Consider the following 14,816-nt stretch of genomic DNA (forward strand, 5'->3'; position numbering starts at 1 on the left):
GTAGCCGGTCGGCCCGCCGATGGCGCGGCCCTGATAGCCGTGCATCCGGCCGGGAGCATGGTTGTTGACCTGCATGTGCGCGAGTTTGCGCACCTCACGCATCGCCCCGGACGCGGTCGCAAGGATGCGTTGCGGCGTGTGGAGGAACTGCTTCGTGCCGGGAACACGCAGGTCGTGGACGTGGACATCAAGGGCTACTTCGACACGATTCCCATGACCGGCCGATGGCTCTGGTGCGCGAGCACGTTGCCGACGACATGGTCGTCTTATGCCGCAGTCAGGAAGAGGCCGGGAACGCGCTGGAAAAGTTAAGGGAGTGGATGGCGGAAGCAGGACTGACCATGCATCCGGGCAAAACCCTCATGGTGGACATGAGCGTGGCCGACCGTCATTTTGACTGCGTCCCTTGGGGCGAACTCTTGGGTGAAGAGGAGCCTCCGCCGGAATCCGGCGATCAAGGCGTGGCTTGCAAGTGGCCGACGGCGGCGTGGCGGGTCAGGAACTCGTCGGCCATGGCACCGTAGGCCTGGGCTCCGAGGCCGGTAGGGTCGTGCTCGAAGATGGTCTTGCCGTGGCTGGGCGCCTCGCCGATCCGGATGGTCCGCGGGATCATGGTGCGATACATCTGATCCGGGAAAAACTTGGAAACCTCCTCGACGACCTGGCGCGAGAGCAGGGTGCGGCCGTCATACATCGTCATCACGATGCCTTCGAGCTTGATCCCGGGGTTGGCGTCGGAGCCGCGGATCTGGTCGATGACGTGGACGATTTTGGCCAGGCCTTCGAGGCCGAACCACTCGCACTGGAGTGGGATGAGGATTTCATCGGCGGCGGCGAGGGCGGAGGTCATCAGCACGCCGAGCGAGGGCGGGGTGTCGAGGATGCAGTATTCGAAAAGGTCGTTCGGCTTGAGCGCCTGGAGGATCGAGCGCAGGCGGGTGAGGTGGTCGTCGCTGCGGGCGAGCTCGATCTCCACGCCGGCGAGGTCCATTTCCGAGGGCAGGATCGAGAGGTTCTCGCGGCCGGTGGGTAAAATCTGTTGGGCGACGGTGGTGTCGCCGAGCAGGACGGGATAGATGCTGCAGCCGTCCGGCGGCTCGAGGCCGAGGCCGCTGGTGCAGTTCGCCTGCGGGTCGAGATCGACCAAAAGCACCCGTTGGCCACGCAGCGCGAGGGCGGCGGAGAGGTTGAGGGCGGTGGTGGTTTTACCCACGCCGCCTTTTTGGTTGGCGATGGCGACGACTTTCATGCGGCAGTGGTCCGGAGCCGGACGGGCAGACAGTCACGGGCGAGCGCGCCGCTGGCAATCAAAACCGCAAAAGGAAACCATCGAAACGCCGCGGGCCGCCGCCATGGCCGGCCCGCGGGACGTCAAGCGGGCTGCGGTGATCCTGCGATGCGAGGGGATTCCTGCGAATGGCGCGCGGTTGAGGGCGGTTTCGCGGAGATCCGGCACCGAGCGAGGCGCGCCAGCTACCTTGAGATGTTGGAAATCCCTGTTTTTGGGCGGTCAGGCATCGCCGCGTCGGTCATGGCGAACACCTCGGCGGCCGCCATGCCGCTTTCCCTCAGTGCTGCGATGGATCGGGAGTCGTCTCGTTTCGCGAGGCGTTTCCCCGCCTCGTCGAGCATCAGCGGGTGGTGGAGATAGAGAGGCTGGGGAAGACCGAGCAGGACCTGTAGCAGGCGGTGGACGTGGGTCGATGACAACAGGTCCTCGCCGCGGGTGACGTGGCTGATTTGCTGGAAGGCGTCGTCCACGACGACGGCGAGATGATAGGCTGTGCCGATGTCCTTGCGGGCGAGCACGACGTCGCCGAGCAAGTCCGGGTCCACGGGGATTTCTCCGAAGCGCAGGTCGCGGAAGGTGAGGGGGCCGGCGAGCTCGCGCGCCTTGCGCGAGTCGAGCCGCCAGGCGTAGGGCGTGCCGGAGAGGAATCGGGCTTGCTGTTCGGCGGCGGTTAGCTTGTGGCAGGTGCCGGGATAGGCGGGGGCTTCGGGGCCTTGCGGGGCGGCTCCCATGCGCGCCCATTCGTCCTGGATCTCGCGGCGGGTGCAGAAGCATGGATAGACGAGCCCCCGCTCGCGCAGCGACGCGAGCGCCGCCTCGTAGGCCGCGATCCGCGAGCTTTGGCGGAGCGCGTCGCCGTCCCATTCCAGCCCGAGCCATTCGAGGTCCTGCTCGATGCCATGATAGAATTCCTCGCGCACGCGGGGGGCGTCGATGTCTTCATGTCGCAGCAGAAAGGACCCGCCGGCATCGCGCGCGAGTGAAAAGGCGACCCGCGCCGCGAGCACGTGGCCGAGGTGCAGCCGTCCCGTGGGGCTGGGAGCGAATCGCGTGCGGACGATCATCACGGACTGTTTCGCACCGGCGGAATCGAAGCGCAAGAACAAGCCCGCGGCGTCGTTCAGTCCTCGCCGGGGTCCTTTTTGAAAAACCTCCGGGCGTGCCAAAGCGTCCAAAGCGCGGCCCCGGCGGCCCACGACCACGCGGCGTATTCATAGTGGGAAATCATGATTTTCGGCATGAAATTGGCGGAGGCGCGGGTGAGCGCGGCGAGCACGGTGGCGAAGACGATGCCGCGCGCGATCCACGATCTTTTGGCGAAAAGTTCCAGCGACCCGCTGTGACCGAACAGCACGCGGCTTCCGGCGATCAGGCAAAGCAGTCCGAAACCGCTGACGAACAACAGGTGGTCGAGCGCGATGTGTTGTAACGGGGAAAACACCGGCGCGACCAGTCCGATCAACGCGAGCGGCAGGCACCAGAAGCGCAGCGCGTTGGCCAGCGTGCCGGGCGATGCCGCATCCTTGCCGCGCCGCCAGCGGACGTGGGCGAGCGCGAAGACAAGCGCCGCCGCCCGCAGAATCTGCCCGGCGGCGGGATTGACCCAGACTTCCACCGCGAAACTCGCGGGCAGCGCGATGGCGGCGAGCGCCATCCGGCGGAAGGTGGCGTCCTCGCCGAACCCGCCACCTAGCAGTCTCGGGAAAAGGAAGATGCCCACGCCCATCACCGGTCCCAGCAGGAGTCCCTGATAGAGCAGCAGTCCGGCGAGGCGCTGGAGTTCCGGCCGCGCCACCCACGCCGGATTCAGCCAGAGGATGGTGCCGGCGATTCCGCAGGCCAGACCCGTGGCCGCGAGTAGCATCGCCGGCGGCGGCCATTCCTTGCGGAAGAAGATCACCCGCGTCCCCAGCGAGAGGGCGAATCCGCCGAGCAGGGCGAGAAACAAGACGTCGCCCCAGGTCGTGAGTCCGCGCAGGTGGCAGAGGCCGTTGGCGAGATGCAGCAGGAAAAACGCGGCGAGCTCCCACGGCTTCAAGCGGGGGGCCGACAGCATCCGCGGCCCGGCGGTGCCGAGGAAACCGACCACGAACGCGCCGCCGAAGGCCTCGATCATCACCCGCGCGTGGCTGACGGCCGGATAGAACGGGAAGTGCCCGGAGAAAAACAGCGGCCACATCGCCACTCCGGCGATGCTGAACAGGATGCCGCTGAAAAAAAACAGCCGGTAAGGTTCGCTGCCGAGCCAGACGAGGGATTGGACGGCGGGCTGGGTTTTGCGTTTGGCGTGGCGGCAGGCGGGGAAGCTCATGGAGTTTTGGCTGAAAGCATCTTTTCAATCGCGGCGACGGTTTCCTTGGCGTCCTTGTTCAGGCCGGTTTGTTGGAAGGAGACCTCGCCCTCCGCGTTGAGCACGCTGATGGTGTTCGAGTGGGAAAACTGGCCTTTCGCGTCGCGCTGATAGTTGATGCCGAGCAGCGCGGCGAGTTCGCGCACGTCGTCCTCCTTGCCGCGGAGCAGCGTCCAGCGGGCGGAGGCGAGCTGCTTCTTCGCCCGATAGGCTTTCAACGCCTCCACCGTGTCGCGCTCGACGTCGAAGCTCACCAGCAGGAAATCCACCTTGTCGCGGAGGTTCTCCGGCAGCGCCTGTTCGATGGATTTCATGTTCTCGACGATGATCGGGCAGGCGTATTCGCAGGTGGTGAAGAACATCGCCACGATCTGCGGGCGGCCGCGCAGCACGCCGAGTTTCACGTCCTTGCCGACGTCGGAGGTCCAGGTGGATTCGAGTTGATAGAGCGATTTGTCGGCCAGCGGGGTGGCGGGTGCGGCTTCGCGGCAGCAGGGTGGCTTTTCTCCGGCGCAGACGAGGCCGGCGGTTAGCAGGATGATGGAGATGAGGGTTTTCATGGGTCTTTGGCGTAGCGGAAGCCGAGGTTGTGAACGGTGTAGCCGGCTTTCAGACTGGAGCGGAAGCCGAAGCGCATGAAGGCGGGATAGTTCGAGGTGTCCTTGGCCCCGAGCGAGCCTGCGCCGCAGAAGAGCTGGCGCTCCAGGCCGGTGTCGCCGCGCGCGTCGCCGGTGACGATGGCGGAGTTGAAATCGCTGGTCCACTCCCACACGAGGCCGTGCAGGTCGCGGATGCCATGGAGATTCGCCCTGCCGGAACCCGCTGCGGGCAGAGCGGCGGGCGAGGGCGTGCCATACCAGCGTGCGATGGCTTTCTTGAACTCCGGCTCCTTCGATCCATCGTCCTGGGTGAATCCGACTCCCGCCGCCAGCTCCCACTCGGCGGTGGTCGGCAGGCGGCCGCCTTTCCACGCGGCGTAGGATTTCGCGGCGAACCACGAGACCCAGCTCACCGGTTGGGCGGCATCGCAGGCGGGGCCGAGTTCGGTGTCGCCGGCCCAGTGCTTGAGGTAGTTTTCATCGGCGAAAAGCCGCTTCACCTTCGAGCGTTGCCATTGCGGGTTCGCCCGGACGAAGTCGAGGAATTCGCCGTTGCTCACCGGCATGGCGGCGAGCTGGAACCGGGCGACGGGGATTTCCTTCAGGTCGTTTTCCCCCGCGAACAACGGCCGATAGATTCCGGCAGGCACCGGCACCAGCTCCGCGCCGACGGCGCTGCCTAGCAGCAACGCGGCAAGAGCGATGAACGGGCGGGCGATCATGGGTCAATGGGCGGATTCCGCGCGCACCTTGCGGACTTCGTCCACGGTGACGATGTCGCCCGTATTGCCCCACTCGTTGCGGACGTAGGTGAGGACCTGGGCGACCTGCTCATCATTGATCGCCACGGGTGGCATCACGCCGTTGAAATCCTTGCCGTTGACCTTGATCGGGCCCGACAAGCCTTTGATGACCGTCGTGATCGCGTGGTTTTTGTCTGCCATGAGGAAATCGGATTTTGCCAGCGGCGGGAACACGCCGGGGATGCCTTCACCGTTCATCTGGTGACAGGCAAAGCAGGTCTGGGTGAAGACGCGCTTGCCTTTTTCCATCAGGATCTCCTTCGAAAGGCCGGCGATTTTCGGGTCGGCGCTGATGGCTTCGCGCTTCTTTCTTTCAAGATCCTCGACCGTGGAATCCTGCGAGAGGATCGCGCTGCCGAGGTAGGTCTCGTCCACTTCCTTGCCGGAATAGACGAGCAGGTTTTCCGGGCCTTCGACTTTCAGCATGCCAAGTGCTCCCTTGTTGAAGGCGCGGAACAACGCGTGATCGACGATGATGTAGGTGCCGGGAACATCGGTCTTGAATTCCACGATGGCCGAGCCGCCCGGAGGGACGATGGTGGTTTGGACGTTCTTCTGAGTCGGGACGGTGCCGCCTTCCTGATAGACCTGGTCGAAGATCTCGCCGATGACGTGGAAGGACGAGGAGAGGTTCGGCCCGCCGTTGCCGACATAGAGGCGGACGGTTTCGTGGACCTTCGCCTTGAGCGCCTTGTCGCCGACCAGCGATCCGACCGCGCCGTTGAAGACGACATAACTCGGTTGTTCGTTGACCGCTTTCGCCTGGTCGAAGGACTGGAGCCCTTCCTCGCCGAACGCGCCGGCGGTGTAGAAATCGCCCTGCATCACGTAGTATTCGTGATCGACCTTGGGCAGACCTTCTTTCGGCTCGACGAGGATCAGTCCGTACATGCCGTTTGCCACGTGCATGCCGACCGGCGCGGTGGCGCAGTGATAGACATAGAGTCCGGGGTTGAGCGCCTTGAAGGAAAACTGCGACCGGTGGCCCGGCGCGGTGAATGACGATGCAGCGCCGCCGCCCGGTCCGGTGACGGCGTGCAGGTCGATGTTGTGCGGCATCTTGCTCGTCGGGTGGTTGCCGAGGTGGAACTCGATGAGGTCGCCCTCCCGCACCCTGATGAAGCTGCCGGGAACGTCTCCGCCGAAGGTCCAGAACAGATAGTCCACGCCATCGGCCATGCGCTTGACCTTCTCGATGACTTCAAGGTTGACGATCAGCGTGGTCGCGGTCTTGCGGGTGATCGGTGGCGGCACCATCGGCGGACTGGTGAGCACGGCTTTTTCCTCGCCGACGATTTCAGGGTCGGTGCCCTTGGCAGTCGGACCTTTCGGCGCGCCAGCCCCGGGCTCGCCGGCGGCACTGAGGGGCAGGGTGATGGCCGCGCCGAGAAGCAGTGCTGCGAGACTGTGGCGGAAACTCTGGATTGGATGATGGATGGGTTTCATGGTGGTCACTGGAGGCAATGTTTCACTTCTCTCCTGCATGTTAAAGAAAAATCATTCGTTAATTGAATCCTTCATCGACTCCGAGTCGTTGATCTGCATTCTGGGGGTGTGTTCATGTATAGCAAACTGGCCCAATCGGGAATCGCCGCTGTCAGTTATCTGGCGGCGGTCTCCGGCGAATCCAGATTGGCAGGCAGCGCGGAGATCGCGGATGCCCGTGAGATTTCCCGGCAGTTGATCGCCAAGGTGCTTACGATGTTGTCCCGTGCCGGGCTGGTCGAGGGGACCCGCGGGCCGACCGGCGGCTACCGTCTTGCGCGCCCGGCGGGGGAAATCACCTTGCTCGATGTGGTGAGGGTTTTCGAAGATCCGTCGGACCGCGTGATGTGTCCGTTCGGTCCTAACTGGTGTGGCCACGGTCCGCATTGCCCGTTGCACGACACGTTCCTTCAAATGCACCAGAAGGCGCTCGACGGCCTGCAGGAAGAGACTTTCGCCCAGTTCGTCGGTCCGTCCGGCAAGTGACGGGAGCGCGCGGTGGGCCTATTTCCCGCTCCAGCCGCCGCCGAGGGCCTTGGCGAGGGCGGCGAGGGTGATGCGCTGGTTCGCTTCGAGCTGGCTGAGGACGAGCTGGACCCGGAGCACGTCGCGCTCGGAATCGACGACCTCGAAGTAGCTGGTCAGGCCTTTGTCGTAGCGTTCTTGGGAGAGCCGCCGGGTTTCCTGCGAGCTGTCGAGCGCGAGTTGCAGCGCGTTGCGGGATTTCGCGAGGCCCTTGAGATCGACGAGCGCGTCCTCCACCTCGCGGAGGGCGATGAGCAGGGTCTGGCGATATTTGGCCAGCGCTTCGTCGTAACGGCTGCGGGCGGCCTGATAGTTCGCCTTGTTGGCGCCGCCGTCGATGAGCGGCGCGGCGACTCCGGCGCCGAGCGAGAGCACCCGGTTTTCCCAGTCGAGGAAGCGCTTGATGTCGATGGACTCGAATCCGCCGCCGGCGCTGAGGCTGAAGTTCGGATAGAACGCGGCCTCCGCCACGCCGATGCGGGCGTTGGCGGCGCGGAGTTCCTGGATGGCGGCGCGGACGTCCGGCCGGCGGTTGAGGACCTCGGCGGGGAGTCCGGCGCGGATGTCCGGAAGCGCGCTGTTGGAGGCGCGGCGGGTGACGGAGAAGCTGGAAGGGGCCGCGCCGCAAAGCACGGCGAGGGCGTGTTCCGCGGAGCCGCGCTGGCGCTGGACGATGGCGAGGTCGTTGTCGGCGAGTTCCACTTCGGTGCGGGCGCGGCTGGAGGCGAGGCCGTCGATCAGGCCGGCGTTGAATTTCGAGTTCTGGATTTCAAGCGCTTCCTTGCGGCTCTTGAGGGTGCTTTGCAGCACGCTGTCCTGGGCATCGAGGCCGCGGAGCAGGAAATACTGGCGGGCGACTTCGGTGGCGACTCCGAGCCGCTGGGAGTCTAGCAGGGCCTCGCTTGCCGCGGCTTGGGCGGACGATGCTTCGAGGGCGCGCTTGTTGCGGCCCCAGAGGTCGGGGTCGTAGGCGAGGTCGAAGGTGCTGCGGTAGTTCTGGGATTCCAGCGCGATGTCCGCGCCGGCCGGGAGGTTTCCGCGCAGCGCGTCGGCGGAGCTGCGGGAAATCCCGGCGCGGCCGGATAGATCGAGGGTGGGGAAAAGTTTCGCGCGGTCCACGCCGACGAGTGCGCGGGAGGTGTCGACGCGGGCCTTGGCGGCGGCGAGGTCGTTGTTCGCGGCGAGCGCGCGATCGACCAGACGGGTGAGCTCGCGGTCTTTGAAAAGCCGCCACCAGTGATCAGGCAGGCGGGTGGCGGCGGTGGCCTGGGATTGTTTCCATTTCGAGCCGCCGGACATTCCCGGGAGTTGGAAATCCGGTCCTACGGTGCAGGCCCCGAGGAGCAACGCGGCAGGCAGGATGAGCGCGGGAAATTTCATGGTTTCTGGAGGCGGTCGGGGGCTTGGATGAATACATCGACTTGCTGGCCGACGTATAGCGGCGGATCGGTCGGGCGGTTTAGCGAATAAATCACTTGCAGCACGCGGGTGTCCACCCGCTCGGTGCTGGATCCGGTGAGCGAGACTTTGGGAATGACATAGGGCTCGATCCGGATGAATTCGAGCGGGAAGGTGACGGTGGGATCGCCTTTCAAATAGCCGTAGGCGGTCTGGCCCGTGCGGATGCGGGTGGCGTTCTGTTCGTCGATGTCGGCGCGGACCTGGAGCTTGTCGGTCTCGCCGAGGATCATCGCGGGATTCCTGGGCGAGGTGGCGGCGTATTCGCCGGCGCGGATGTTGAGCTGGATGATGGTGCCGTCGCGCGGGGCGAGGACGGTAAGGCGGTCGATGAGCAGGGCGATGCGCTTGAGCGAGGTTTCCGAAGCGGCGAACTGGGCCTTGGCGGCGGCGAGCTGGGCTTGGGAAACGGCGACGTCCTGCTTGCGGTTTTCAAGGTCTTCGAGGCTGACGGCGCGGCTGTCGGTGACGGCGTTGAGGCGCGCGAGCTGGGATTCGAGCTTGGCGAGCTGGGCCTCGCTGACGGTGATCTGCGCGCGGGAGATTTCCTGTTGGGCCTGGGTGGAAAGCTGCTCGGCGCGGAGGTCGCGGTCGTCGAGCTTGCAGAGCGGTTGGTCTTTTTTCACCGCGTCGCTGACCTTGACGAAGACCTCGGTGACCAGGCCGGGGAGAGGGACGCCGATGGCGACATTCTCACTCAGCGCTTCGAGGATGCCGGTGGCGGCGACGGCTTCCTTGTAGGGTTTTTGCGGCGGCATGACCGGCGGGTCGCCCGGCGGCGGCATCTGCCGCTGGGCCTGGGTGCGGGAGACCATGACGATGGCGACGACGCCGAAAAGGGCGGCGGCGATGGAACCGTAACGGAGGAGTTTTGAGAAGAAGTTCATGGATTGATTCAATGCGCGTGTTCGTGGACGAAGTGGGGTTTCTCGGGGTGGAGCTGCTCCTTGACCTCGATGATTTCGCCGTCGTCCATGCGGGCGATGCGGTCGGCGTAGGAGAAGATCCGGTTGTCGTGGGTGACGATGATGACGGCGCGCTCGGGCGAGCGGGCGACCTGGCGGAAGAGGTCGAGCACGATCTCGCCGTTCTGGGCGTCGAGCGCGGCGGTGGGCTCGTCGCAAATGACGAGCGGCGGCTCGTGGACGAGGGCGCGGGCGATGGCGACGCGCTGCTGCTCGCCGCCGGAGAGTTTGTTAGGGCGTTCCTTCCAACGCGGGCCGAGGCCGACTTTATCGAGAATCTCGCGCGAGCGGGTGAGTGCCTTGCCGCTGGAGACGCCCTGGATGAGCAGGGGAATGCCGACGTTTTCCGCGACGGTGAGGGTGGGGATGAGGTTGAACTGTTGGAAAATGAAACCGATGCTTTTCGCGCGGAAGCGGGTGAGCGCGTGGCCGGACATTTTTTCCAGGGAGTTGCCCAGGACGTTGATCTCGCCGCTCTCGATCCGGAGCGTGCCGGCGATGGCGCTGAGCAGGGTGGTCTTGCCGCAGCCGGAAGGGCCGACGAGCATCGTGATCTCGCCGCTGCGCGCCTGGAGGTGGACCTGTTTTAGCACGTGGATGCGGCCCGACCCTTCGCCGAAACCTTTTTCGACGGCGCGGACATCGACCACGATGTGATGAGATGGAGAGGAGTCAGGCACGGAAGACCATGGCGGGTTCGTAAAGACCGAGGTGGATGGAAGCTGAAATTGCCAAGGAGTTACCAGTTGTCGAGCACTTAGAGGTGGGCCATTAGGCGATCAAGCACGATGCCAGAGATCAGATCAACGACTTTGGCTGGCGATGAAGTGATCCTGATTCTGTCACTTTCAAGTGAGATTTTGAAAAACATCAATGTCGGAATTGACAGTGATCGCCGAGGTGACACGACAATATCCGGAGGCCTTCGAGTCGGTAATATACGGCTACGAGTGCTTCGAGGCCGTCTATCCAATCCCGGTCTGGCGCTGCGCCTATGATCGTGCATTGCTGGATCACGGGAAGGCCCGCTGAAGCAAGCAGCTCTCCACCGGAGCAGCCAGGTGGAGAGCGATTTCATGGCCTCATATCGGGTCCGCTTCAACCGGGTGTCCAGAGGCGCGGTATTTTTCGGCGTGGTGGGACCGGAGATGTCGGCAATCAAAACGCACCGCATACAACCTGAGGAGGTGTTTCGTAACCATTGAGCCCAAGGGGAGCCGTATGACAGACCAATTCCATGCCGTTTTCAAATCTTCCAAGGTGACGCCTTGACGCTCCTCGCCGGAGGTGTATTCGTTTTCGTATGACAAAAGTCCTGACACTCCGGATGGAACCCGATCTGCTTGAAAAAGCCGAGGCGCGGGCTGCCCGGTTGGGAGTGGACCGGGCGAAATACGTGCGCTCCCTGATCGAGGAGGATCTCGCCTCAGGCGGGAAGAAAACCAGCTCCGGCTTCGCATCGTCTGATTTGGCGGGGATGTATGAAGGCACTGGCAAAGCAGCGACCAATTCCGAAACCCGCGCGCGCATGCGCCGGAAGCCATGAAGGAAATCGCGGATACCGGGGTGATTGTGGCATTGCTGTTCGGGGTGATTGTGGCATTGCTGTTCCGCAACGACCCGTTCCACAGCTGGGCACTTGAGGCCTTTCACAAACAGGCGCCTTTCCTCACCTGCGATGCGGTGCTGGCCGAAGCCGCGAGTTTCTGTCCGGATCCAGTGGCTGTGCTCAAACTGGTCACACGCGGCGACTTGATCGTGGACCCTGATTTCTCGCTCGCAAGCGAAGCATCCCATCTCGCCGCGCTGGCATCGAAATATGCCGACCGCCCGATGGACCTCGCGGATGCCTGCCTCGTGCGCATGAGCGAGCTTCACTCGAAATGCCGGATCTGGACGGTGGATCGCAACGACTTCTCCACCTACCGCCGCATGGGACGAAGGACGATTCCCTGCGAGTTTCCATCGGAGTTTTGACTGCCTCTGTCAGGCACGGAAGACCATGGCGGGTTCGTAAAGACCGAGGCGGATGATGCCCATCAGCGCGGCGAGCATGCAGATGATCTGCACGGCGAGAAAGGCGGCGACCGGGATCTGCCAGGGCATGTAGAACGGCGGCTGGCCGTTGTTGATGGCTCCCATGGCGAATCCGGAGGTGGCTAACAAACCAAGGCCGAAGCCGATGAAGCCGACGGTGAGCGCCTGGATAAGGAGCATCATGCTGAGGCGGAAATTCGACATGCCCATCGCCTTGAGCGCGCCGAGGTGTTTCAAATTATCCAGCACGAAGGCGTAAAACGTCTGGCAGGCGATGGCTACGCCGACGATGAATCCGATGACCACCGTGGTGCCGAAGGAGATCGGGATGCCGGTGTTTTTCACATACCACCAGACGGTCGCGGTGTTGAAATCCTTGGAATTGTCGCCGAAGTCGCGGTTGACGTAGGCGCGCAGGCCGGTGGTTCTCTCGATTTCCGCGGCCGCTTGTTCGGTGGTCATGCCTTCGATGGGCGCGGCGATCACGGCGGTTAACATTTTCCGCGAAGTCGGGGTGTATTGCAGCGCGCGCTCGTAGGTGGTCCAAATGTACGGGCCGCCGGTGAAGGAGCGCATCGCCTTGCAAATTCCGACGACGCGGGCTTCGACGTCGTTGATTTCGAACTGGTCGCCGATCTTGATTTTCTTCGAGGGATCGCGCGGATTCGAGGAAAGGCGCGTGGTGGCGAGTTCGTCGATGACGACGGTGTTCGGCAGGCGGAGGTCTTCGAGATTTCCCTCGACCATCCGGCCGGGAGCGCCGGCGAGCGAGGCGGCGTCAATGCCGATGAGCTGCACGGTTTTGAAACTGCCGTCTTCGAGGCGGACGCGCTGGATGCCGGAGTAGAGCGGCATGGCCCAGCGGACGGCGGACACCGAGCGGATGCGGGCGACGTCGGTGTCGCGCATCGGGTTGGTTTCGTTGACCTGCTCGACGCGCTCCTCGACGACGAAGATGGGAGCGCCGACGTTTTTCAGGGTGGCCGTGGTCCAGCGCATCAGGCCGCAGAAGACCGAGGCCTGTTGGACGATGAGGAAGGTGGCGAAGAACAAGCCTGCGACGAGCATCAGGTACTTGGCCGTGTCGCCGAAGAGCATTTTGAGAGCGAGACCGATCATGCAGGGACGGGAGGACCGCGCGATCTTAACAGGGGGCGCTGACCGCGCAACCCGCGACATGGGATTGTTTGCGTTCGTGCCGCGGGTGTTTGAAACAGGCTGTTTTTGCGATTCCATCCGGCTGTTGGAGCGGATTACGCTTCCCGCATGCGGACGATGGACGAGTGGTTGGGATCGGAGGAGACCGGGGAACCGTTTTCCCACTGCCTTTGCTGCAAGCTGCCGCTGGTGGAAATCGCCGAGCCGTGGCTGGTCAACAAGGAGTTCGCCCGCGGGGAATGCGTGCTGGAATACGCGATCTGCCAGCCGTGCCGCGACCGGGTGACGGACAAGCTTTCGGAAGTGTCGAAGGAAGCGGTGCGTGGGTTTTTGGAGCGGGAAATCGACTGGGAGGCGCGGATGCGGGAATTCATGCTTTCGCACGATCCGACGGAGCGCTTCGCCGCGTGCATCGCCTGCCGCACGCCGCGGGAGGAGCTGGCGGGATTCGGGATTTCCGCGTTGTTCGATTCCGGCGGGTCGCTCGTCACCGGACCGCTGCCGCTGCTCGTCTGCCAGCCGTGCATCGGCAGGATGACGGCGGGTCTATCCGATCAAAGCCGCGAGGTCTGGCGGAAGTTTCTGGCGGAAAACTTCGCGGGGCCGCCGAGCGATTCCGGTTTTCCGGGATTGCTGTGAAGCGGCGGCTCAGGCGTGGGTGAACGCTTCCTCGAACGCGGCGATGATCGTCTCGATGGGCTCAAGGCCGCAGGAGACGCGCAACAGGTTCGGCGAGACTCCGCAGCCCTCGGCCCACTCCAGTTCGTGGTAGTGGGCGAGCATGGTGTAGGCGCAAACCAAGGTGAACGGCGTGCCGAAGCTCGGGCCCTTGCTCAAGCGCAGGGCGTCATAGACCTTCGGGGTCTTTTTTTGGTTTTTTAAAACGAAGGAAAGCAAGCCGCCGTAGCCCGCGCCCTTGTGCATGACCGCCTCGTAGTTGGCCTTGAGGGTCAGCGAGGGATGCCAGACTTCCGCCACGGCCGGATGATTGGCCAGCCATGCGGCGAGTGCCTTGCCGCTGGCATTCACGGTCTCCATCCGCTTGGCGTAGCCTTTGAGATTGGAGAGCAGAACCTCGGCGTCGCCGATGTATAACGGGGCGCTCTCGGTCGAGTCAGCGGTTAGGGATTCGCGCAAGGCGTTGGCGACCGGCGAGTCGGCGCGGACGGTCGCCATTCCGGCCATGACGTCGCCTTTGCCGGAAACCCATTTGGTCAGGCTGCCGGTCACCACGTCGGCGAAACGCAGGGAATCGACGTTCAGCGGGCCGGCGGCGGAGTCGTCGATGACGAATGGCGTGCCGCTGTCTTCGCAGGCTTTGGCCACGCGATGCAGGTCGATGGTGCGGAGCAGGGGATTGCTGGGAACCTCGGTGAAAACCCCGGCGAACTCGCCCTGGCGGATGCGCATCAGGGCTTCGTCGAAGGATTCCCCGGTGGCGTCGTTCAGATAGACCACGCCGTGGCCGAAGAGTTCCTGCACTTTCAGGCTGTCCACGTAGGGGAATTCCAACTGCAAGGTCTTCTTGCCGTCATGCATGCCCGGCAGGGCGCGCAGGACGGCGGTGATGGCGGCCATGCCACTGGTGAAAATAAAGGTGTCTTCCGGCGCGGCGCCGCTGAATTTGGCCAGCGACCGGGAAATCAGATGCGACTTCGAGCCTTCGCGCAAATTCCCGTCCAGAAAATCCTGTGCCTGCCTGCTGCTGACGATCTCGCCGGCGAAGCGCCAGTATTCGTCGGCCTCGCGCTTGGCCTTGGTTGGAACGACTAACACTTGTAGTCCGTGGAAGCTGGCGATCCGCACGGCGGTTTCCGCGCGGCGCTCGACCCAGCGGTGCGCCCGTTGCACGGCGGCGCGGGTGGGCAGGACGATGACTTCCTCGTGTTCGCCCGCGACTTCGGCTTTCGCGGCGGCGAACAGGCGTTCCACGACCGGGTGTTTGAAAAACCGGGGATAGCCGGTGCGCATCCGTTTAAGGACTTTTTCGCGGCCTTCCTCGTAGCCGAGGATGGAGTCCCAGGTCGGCAGGCAAACCGAGCACGCGTGAGGAGAATCCGGAAGCGGCAGCCCCAGATCCTGTTCCTGCCATGCCGGTTTGGCTGATAGGTCACGCTTCACCCCCCCTCCATGCCCCGGCTAAGG

At 63.9% G+C, this 14,816-nt stretch carries 17 protein-coding genes; 6 read left to right on the forward strand and 11 right to left on the reverse strand.

The window, feature by feature from the left end:
- Window positions 1–57: 57 nt before the first annotated feature.
- Window positions 58–312: a hypothetical protein gene (locus AC4DF4_RS02080; RefSeq protein ID WP_490046454.1), complete on the forward strand. Its 255-nt coding sequence runs from the start codon at window positions 58–60 to the stop codon at window positions 310–312.
- 142 nt (window positions 313–454) lie between these two features.
- Here the strand turns inward: AC4DF4_RS02080 and AC4DF4_RS02085 are convergent, their stop codons facing one another.
- The 6 genes from AC4DF4_RS02085 to nirK form a co-directional block, all read right to left on the reverse strand.
- Complete coding sequence (locus AC4DF4_RS02085; protein ID WP_490046455.1) at window positions 455–1,249, reverse strand: ParA family protein; 795 nt, start codon at window positions 1,247–1,249, stop codon at window positions 455–457.
- A 224-nt stretch (window positions 1,250–1,473) separates the two neighbouring features.
- Window positions 1,474–2,391, reverse strand: coding sequence for a tRNA glutamyl-Q(34) synthetase GluQRS (gluQRS, locus tag AC4DF4_RS02090; protein WP_490046456.1), 918 nt, complete (start codon window positions 2,389–2,391; stop codon window positions 1,474–1,476).
- Window positions 2,392–2,411: 20 nt separating this feature from the next.
- Window positions 2,412–3,602 (reverse strand): NnrS family protein, encoded by a 1,191-nt coding sequence (locus AC4DF4_RS02095; protein ID WP_490046457.1) that lies wholly within the window; start codon window positions 3,600–3,602, stop codon window positions 2,412–2,414.
- A complete protein-coding gene (locus AC4DF4_RS02100; protein ID WP_490046458.1) occupies window positions 3,599–4,201 on the reverse strand; it encodes an SCO family protein in 603 nt (200 codons plus the stop codon). Before AC4DF4_RS02100 ends, AC4DF4_RS02095 begins: the two co-directional genes overlap by 4 nt.
- Window positions 4,198–4,962 (reverse strand): formylglycine-generating enzyme family protein, encoded by a 765-nt coding sequence (locus AC4DF4_RS02105; RefSeq protein WP_490046459.1) that lies wholly within the window; start codon window positions 4,960–4,962, stop codon window positions 4,198–4,200. Before AC4DF4_RS02105 ends, AC4DF4_RS02100 begins: the two co-directional genes overlap by 4 nt.
- 3 nt (window positions 4,963–4,965) lie before the next feature.
- On the reverse strand, window positions 4,966–6,489 hold the full coding sequence (gene nirK, locus AC4DF4_RS02110) for a copper-containing nitrite reductase (protein WP_490046460.1): 1,524 nt from the start codon (window positions 6,487–6,489) through the stop codon (window positions 4,966–4,968).
- 114 nt (window positions 6,490–6,603) lie between these two features.
- On the opposite strand from nirK, the gene AC4DF4_RS02115 reads away from it, so the two are divergent.
- A complete protein-coding gene (locus tag AC4DF4_RS02115; protein WP_490046461.1) occupies window positions 6,604–7,014 on the forward strand; it encodes an RrF2 family transcriptional regulator in 411 nt (136 codons plus the stop codon).
- Between the two features lie 18 nt (window positions 7,015–7,032).
- On the opposite strand, the gene AC4DF4_RS02120 is transcribed toward AC4DF4_RS02115, so the two are convergent.
- Genes AC4DF4_RS02120 through AC4DF4_RS02130 form a run of 3 tightly spaced genes read right to left on the reverse strand, consistent with a single transcriptional unit; the run spans window position 7,033 to window position 10,156 of the window.
- The gene (locus AC4DF4_RS02120) at window positions 7,033–8,433 is read right to left on the reverse strand and encodes an efflux transporter outer membrane subunit (RefSeq protein ID WP_490046462.1); all 1,401 of its coding nucleotides are present in this window, start codon (window positions 8,431–8,433) and stop codon (window positions 7,033–7,035) included.
- The gene (locus AC4DF4_RS02125) at window positions 8,430–9,398 is read right to left on the reverse strand and encodes an efflux RND transporter periplasmic adaptor subunit (RefSeq protein WP_490046463.1); all 969 of its coding nucleotides are present in this window, start codon (window positions 9,396–9,398) and stop codon (window positions 8,430–8,432) included. Before AC4DF4_RS02125 ends, AC4DF4_RS02120 begins: the two co-directional genes overlap by 4 nt.
- Window positions 9,399–9,406: 8 nt before the next feature.
- Window positions 9,407–10,156, reverse strand: a complete 750-nt coding sequence (locus tag AC4DF4_RS02130; RefSeq protein ID WP_490046464.1) for an ABC transporter ATP-binding protein — start codon at window positions 10,154–10,156, stop codon at window positions 9,407–9,409.
- 193 nt (window positions 10,157–10,349) lie between these two features.
- Here AC4DF4_RS02130 and AC4DF4_RS02135 point away from each other — a divergent pair, with 193 nt between their 5' ends.
- The 3 genes from AC4DF4_RS02135 to AC4DF4_RS02145 all read left to right on the forward strand — a co-directional run bounded on the left by AC4DF4_RS02135 (window position 10,350) and on the right by AC4DF4_RS02145 (window position 11,453).
- Window positions 10,350–10,508, forward strand: coding sequence for a hypothetical protein (locus AC4DF4_RS02135; protein ID WP_490046465.1), 159 nt, complete (start codon window positions 10,350–10,352; stop codon window positions 10,506–10,508).
- A 271-nt stretch (window positions 10,509–10,779) separates the two neighbouring features.
- Window positions 10,780–11,022, forward strand: a complete 243-nt coding sequence (locus tag AC4DF4_RS02140) for a hypothetical protein (protein ID WP_490046466.1) — start codon at window positions 10,780–10,782, stop codon at window positions 11,020–11,022.
- Window positions 11,019–11,453, forward strand: a complete 435-nt coding sequence (locus AC4DF4_RS02145) for a type II toxin-antitoxin system VapC family toxin (RefSeq protein WP_490046467.1) — start codon at window positions 11,019–11,021, stop codon at window positions 11,451–11,453. The genes AC4DF4_RS02140 and AC4DF4_RS02145 overlap by 4 nt, the downstream gene beginning before the upstream one ends.
- Before the next feature lie 9 nt (window positions 11,454–11,462).
- Here the strand turns inward: AC4DF4_RS02145 and AC4DF4_RS02150 are convergent, their stop codons facing one another.
- Window positions 11,463–12,632 carry an ABC transporter permease gene (locus AC4DF4_RS02150; RefSeq protein WP_490046468.1) on the reverse strand — a complete coding sequence of 390 codons (1,170 nt, stop codon included), beginning with the start codon at window positions 12,630–12,632 and terminating at the stop codon, window positions 11,463–11,465.
- Between the two features lie 147 nt (window positions 12,633–12,779).
- Here AC4DF4_RS02150 and AC4DF4_RS02155 point away from each other — a divergent pair, with 147 nt between their 5' ends.
- Entirely contained in the window at window positions 12,780–13,310 is a 531-nt protein-coding gene (locus AC4DF4_RS02155) for a hypothetical protein (RefSeq protein WP_490046469.1), read from the forward strand.
- A gap of 9 nt (window positions 13,311–13,319) precedes the next feature.
- Here the strand turns inward: AC4DF4_RS02155 and AC4DF4_RS02160 are convergent, their stop codons facing one another.
- A complete protein-coding gene (locus tag AC4DF4_RS02160) occupies window positions 13,320–14,792 on the reverse strand; it encodes a PLP-dependent transferase (RefSeq protein ID WP_490046470.1) in 1,473 nt (490 codons plus the stop codon).
- Window positions 14,793–14,816 lie beyond the last annotated feature (24 nt).

This window comes from Luteolibacter sp. (assembly GCF_058122085.1).

What these genes read in the sequence shown, in the direction of transcription:
- AC4DF4_RS02080 (WP_490046454.1), top strand. Translation starts at nt 58, where the DNA reads ATGGTTGTTGACCTGCATGTGCGCGAGTTTGCGCACCTCACGCATCGC.
- AC4DF4_RS02085 (WP_490046455.1), bottom strand. Translation starts at nt 1,249, where the DNA reads ATGAAAGTCGTCGCCATCGCCAACCAAAAAGGCGGCGTGGGTAAAACC.
- AC4DF4_RS02095 (WP_490046457.1), bottom strand. Translation starts at nt 3,602, where the DNA reads ATGAGCTTCCCCGCCTGCCGCCACGCCAAACGCAAAACCCAGCCCGCC.
- AC4DF4_RS02100 (WP_490046458.1), bottom strand. Translation starts at nt 4,201, where the DNA reads ATGAAAACCCTCATCTCCATCATCCTGCTAACCGCCGGCCTCGTCTGC.
- AC4DF4_RS02105 (WP_490046459.1), bottom strand. Translation starts at nt 4,962, where the DNA reads ATGATCGCCCGCCCGTTCATCGCTCTTGCCGCGTTGCTGCTAGGCAGC.
- nirK (WP_490046460.1), bottom strand. Translation starts at nt 6,489, where the DNA reads ATGAAACCCATCCATCATCCAATCCAGAGTTTCCGCCACAGTCTCGCA.
- AC4DF4_RS02115 (WP_490046461.1), top strand. Translation starts at nt 6,604, where the DNA reads ATGTATAGCAAACTGGCCCAATCGGGAATCGCCGCTGTCAGTTATCTG.
- AC4DF4_RS02120 (WP_490046462.1), bottom strand. Translation starts at nt 8,433, where the DNA reads ATGAAATTTCCCGCGCTCATCCTGCCTGCCGCGTTGCTCCTCGGGGCC.
- AC4DF4_RS02125 (WP_490046463.1), bottom strand. Translation starts at nt 9,398, where the DNA reads ATGAACTTCTTCTCAAAACTCCTCCGTTACGGTTCCATCGCCGCCGCC.
- AC4DF4_RS02135 (WP_490046465.1), top strand. Translation starts at nt 10,350, where the DNA reads ATGTCGGAATTGACAGTGATCGCCGAGGTGACACGACAATATCCGGAG.
- AC4DF4_RS02140 (WP_490046466.1), top strand. Translation starts at nt 10,780, where the DNA reads ATGACAAAAGTCCTGACACTCCGGATGGAACCCGATCTGCTTGAAAAA.
- AC4DF4_RS02145 (WP_490046467.1), top strand. Translation starts at nt 11,019, where the DNA reads ATGAAGGAAATCGCGGATACCGGGGTGATTGTGGCATTGCTGTTCGGG.
- AC4DF4_RS02150 (WP_490046468.1), bottom strand. Translation starts at nt 12,632, where the DNA reads ATGATCGGTCTCGCTCTCAAAATGCTCTTCGGCGACACGGCCAAGTAC.
- AC4DF4_RS02155 (WP_490046469.1), top strand. Translation starts at nt 12,780, where the DNA reads ATGCGGACGATGGACGAGTGGTTGGGATCGGAGGAGACCGGGGAACCG.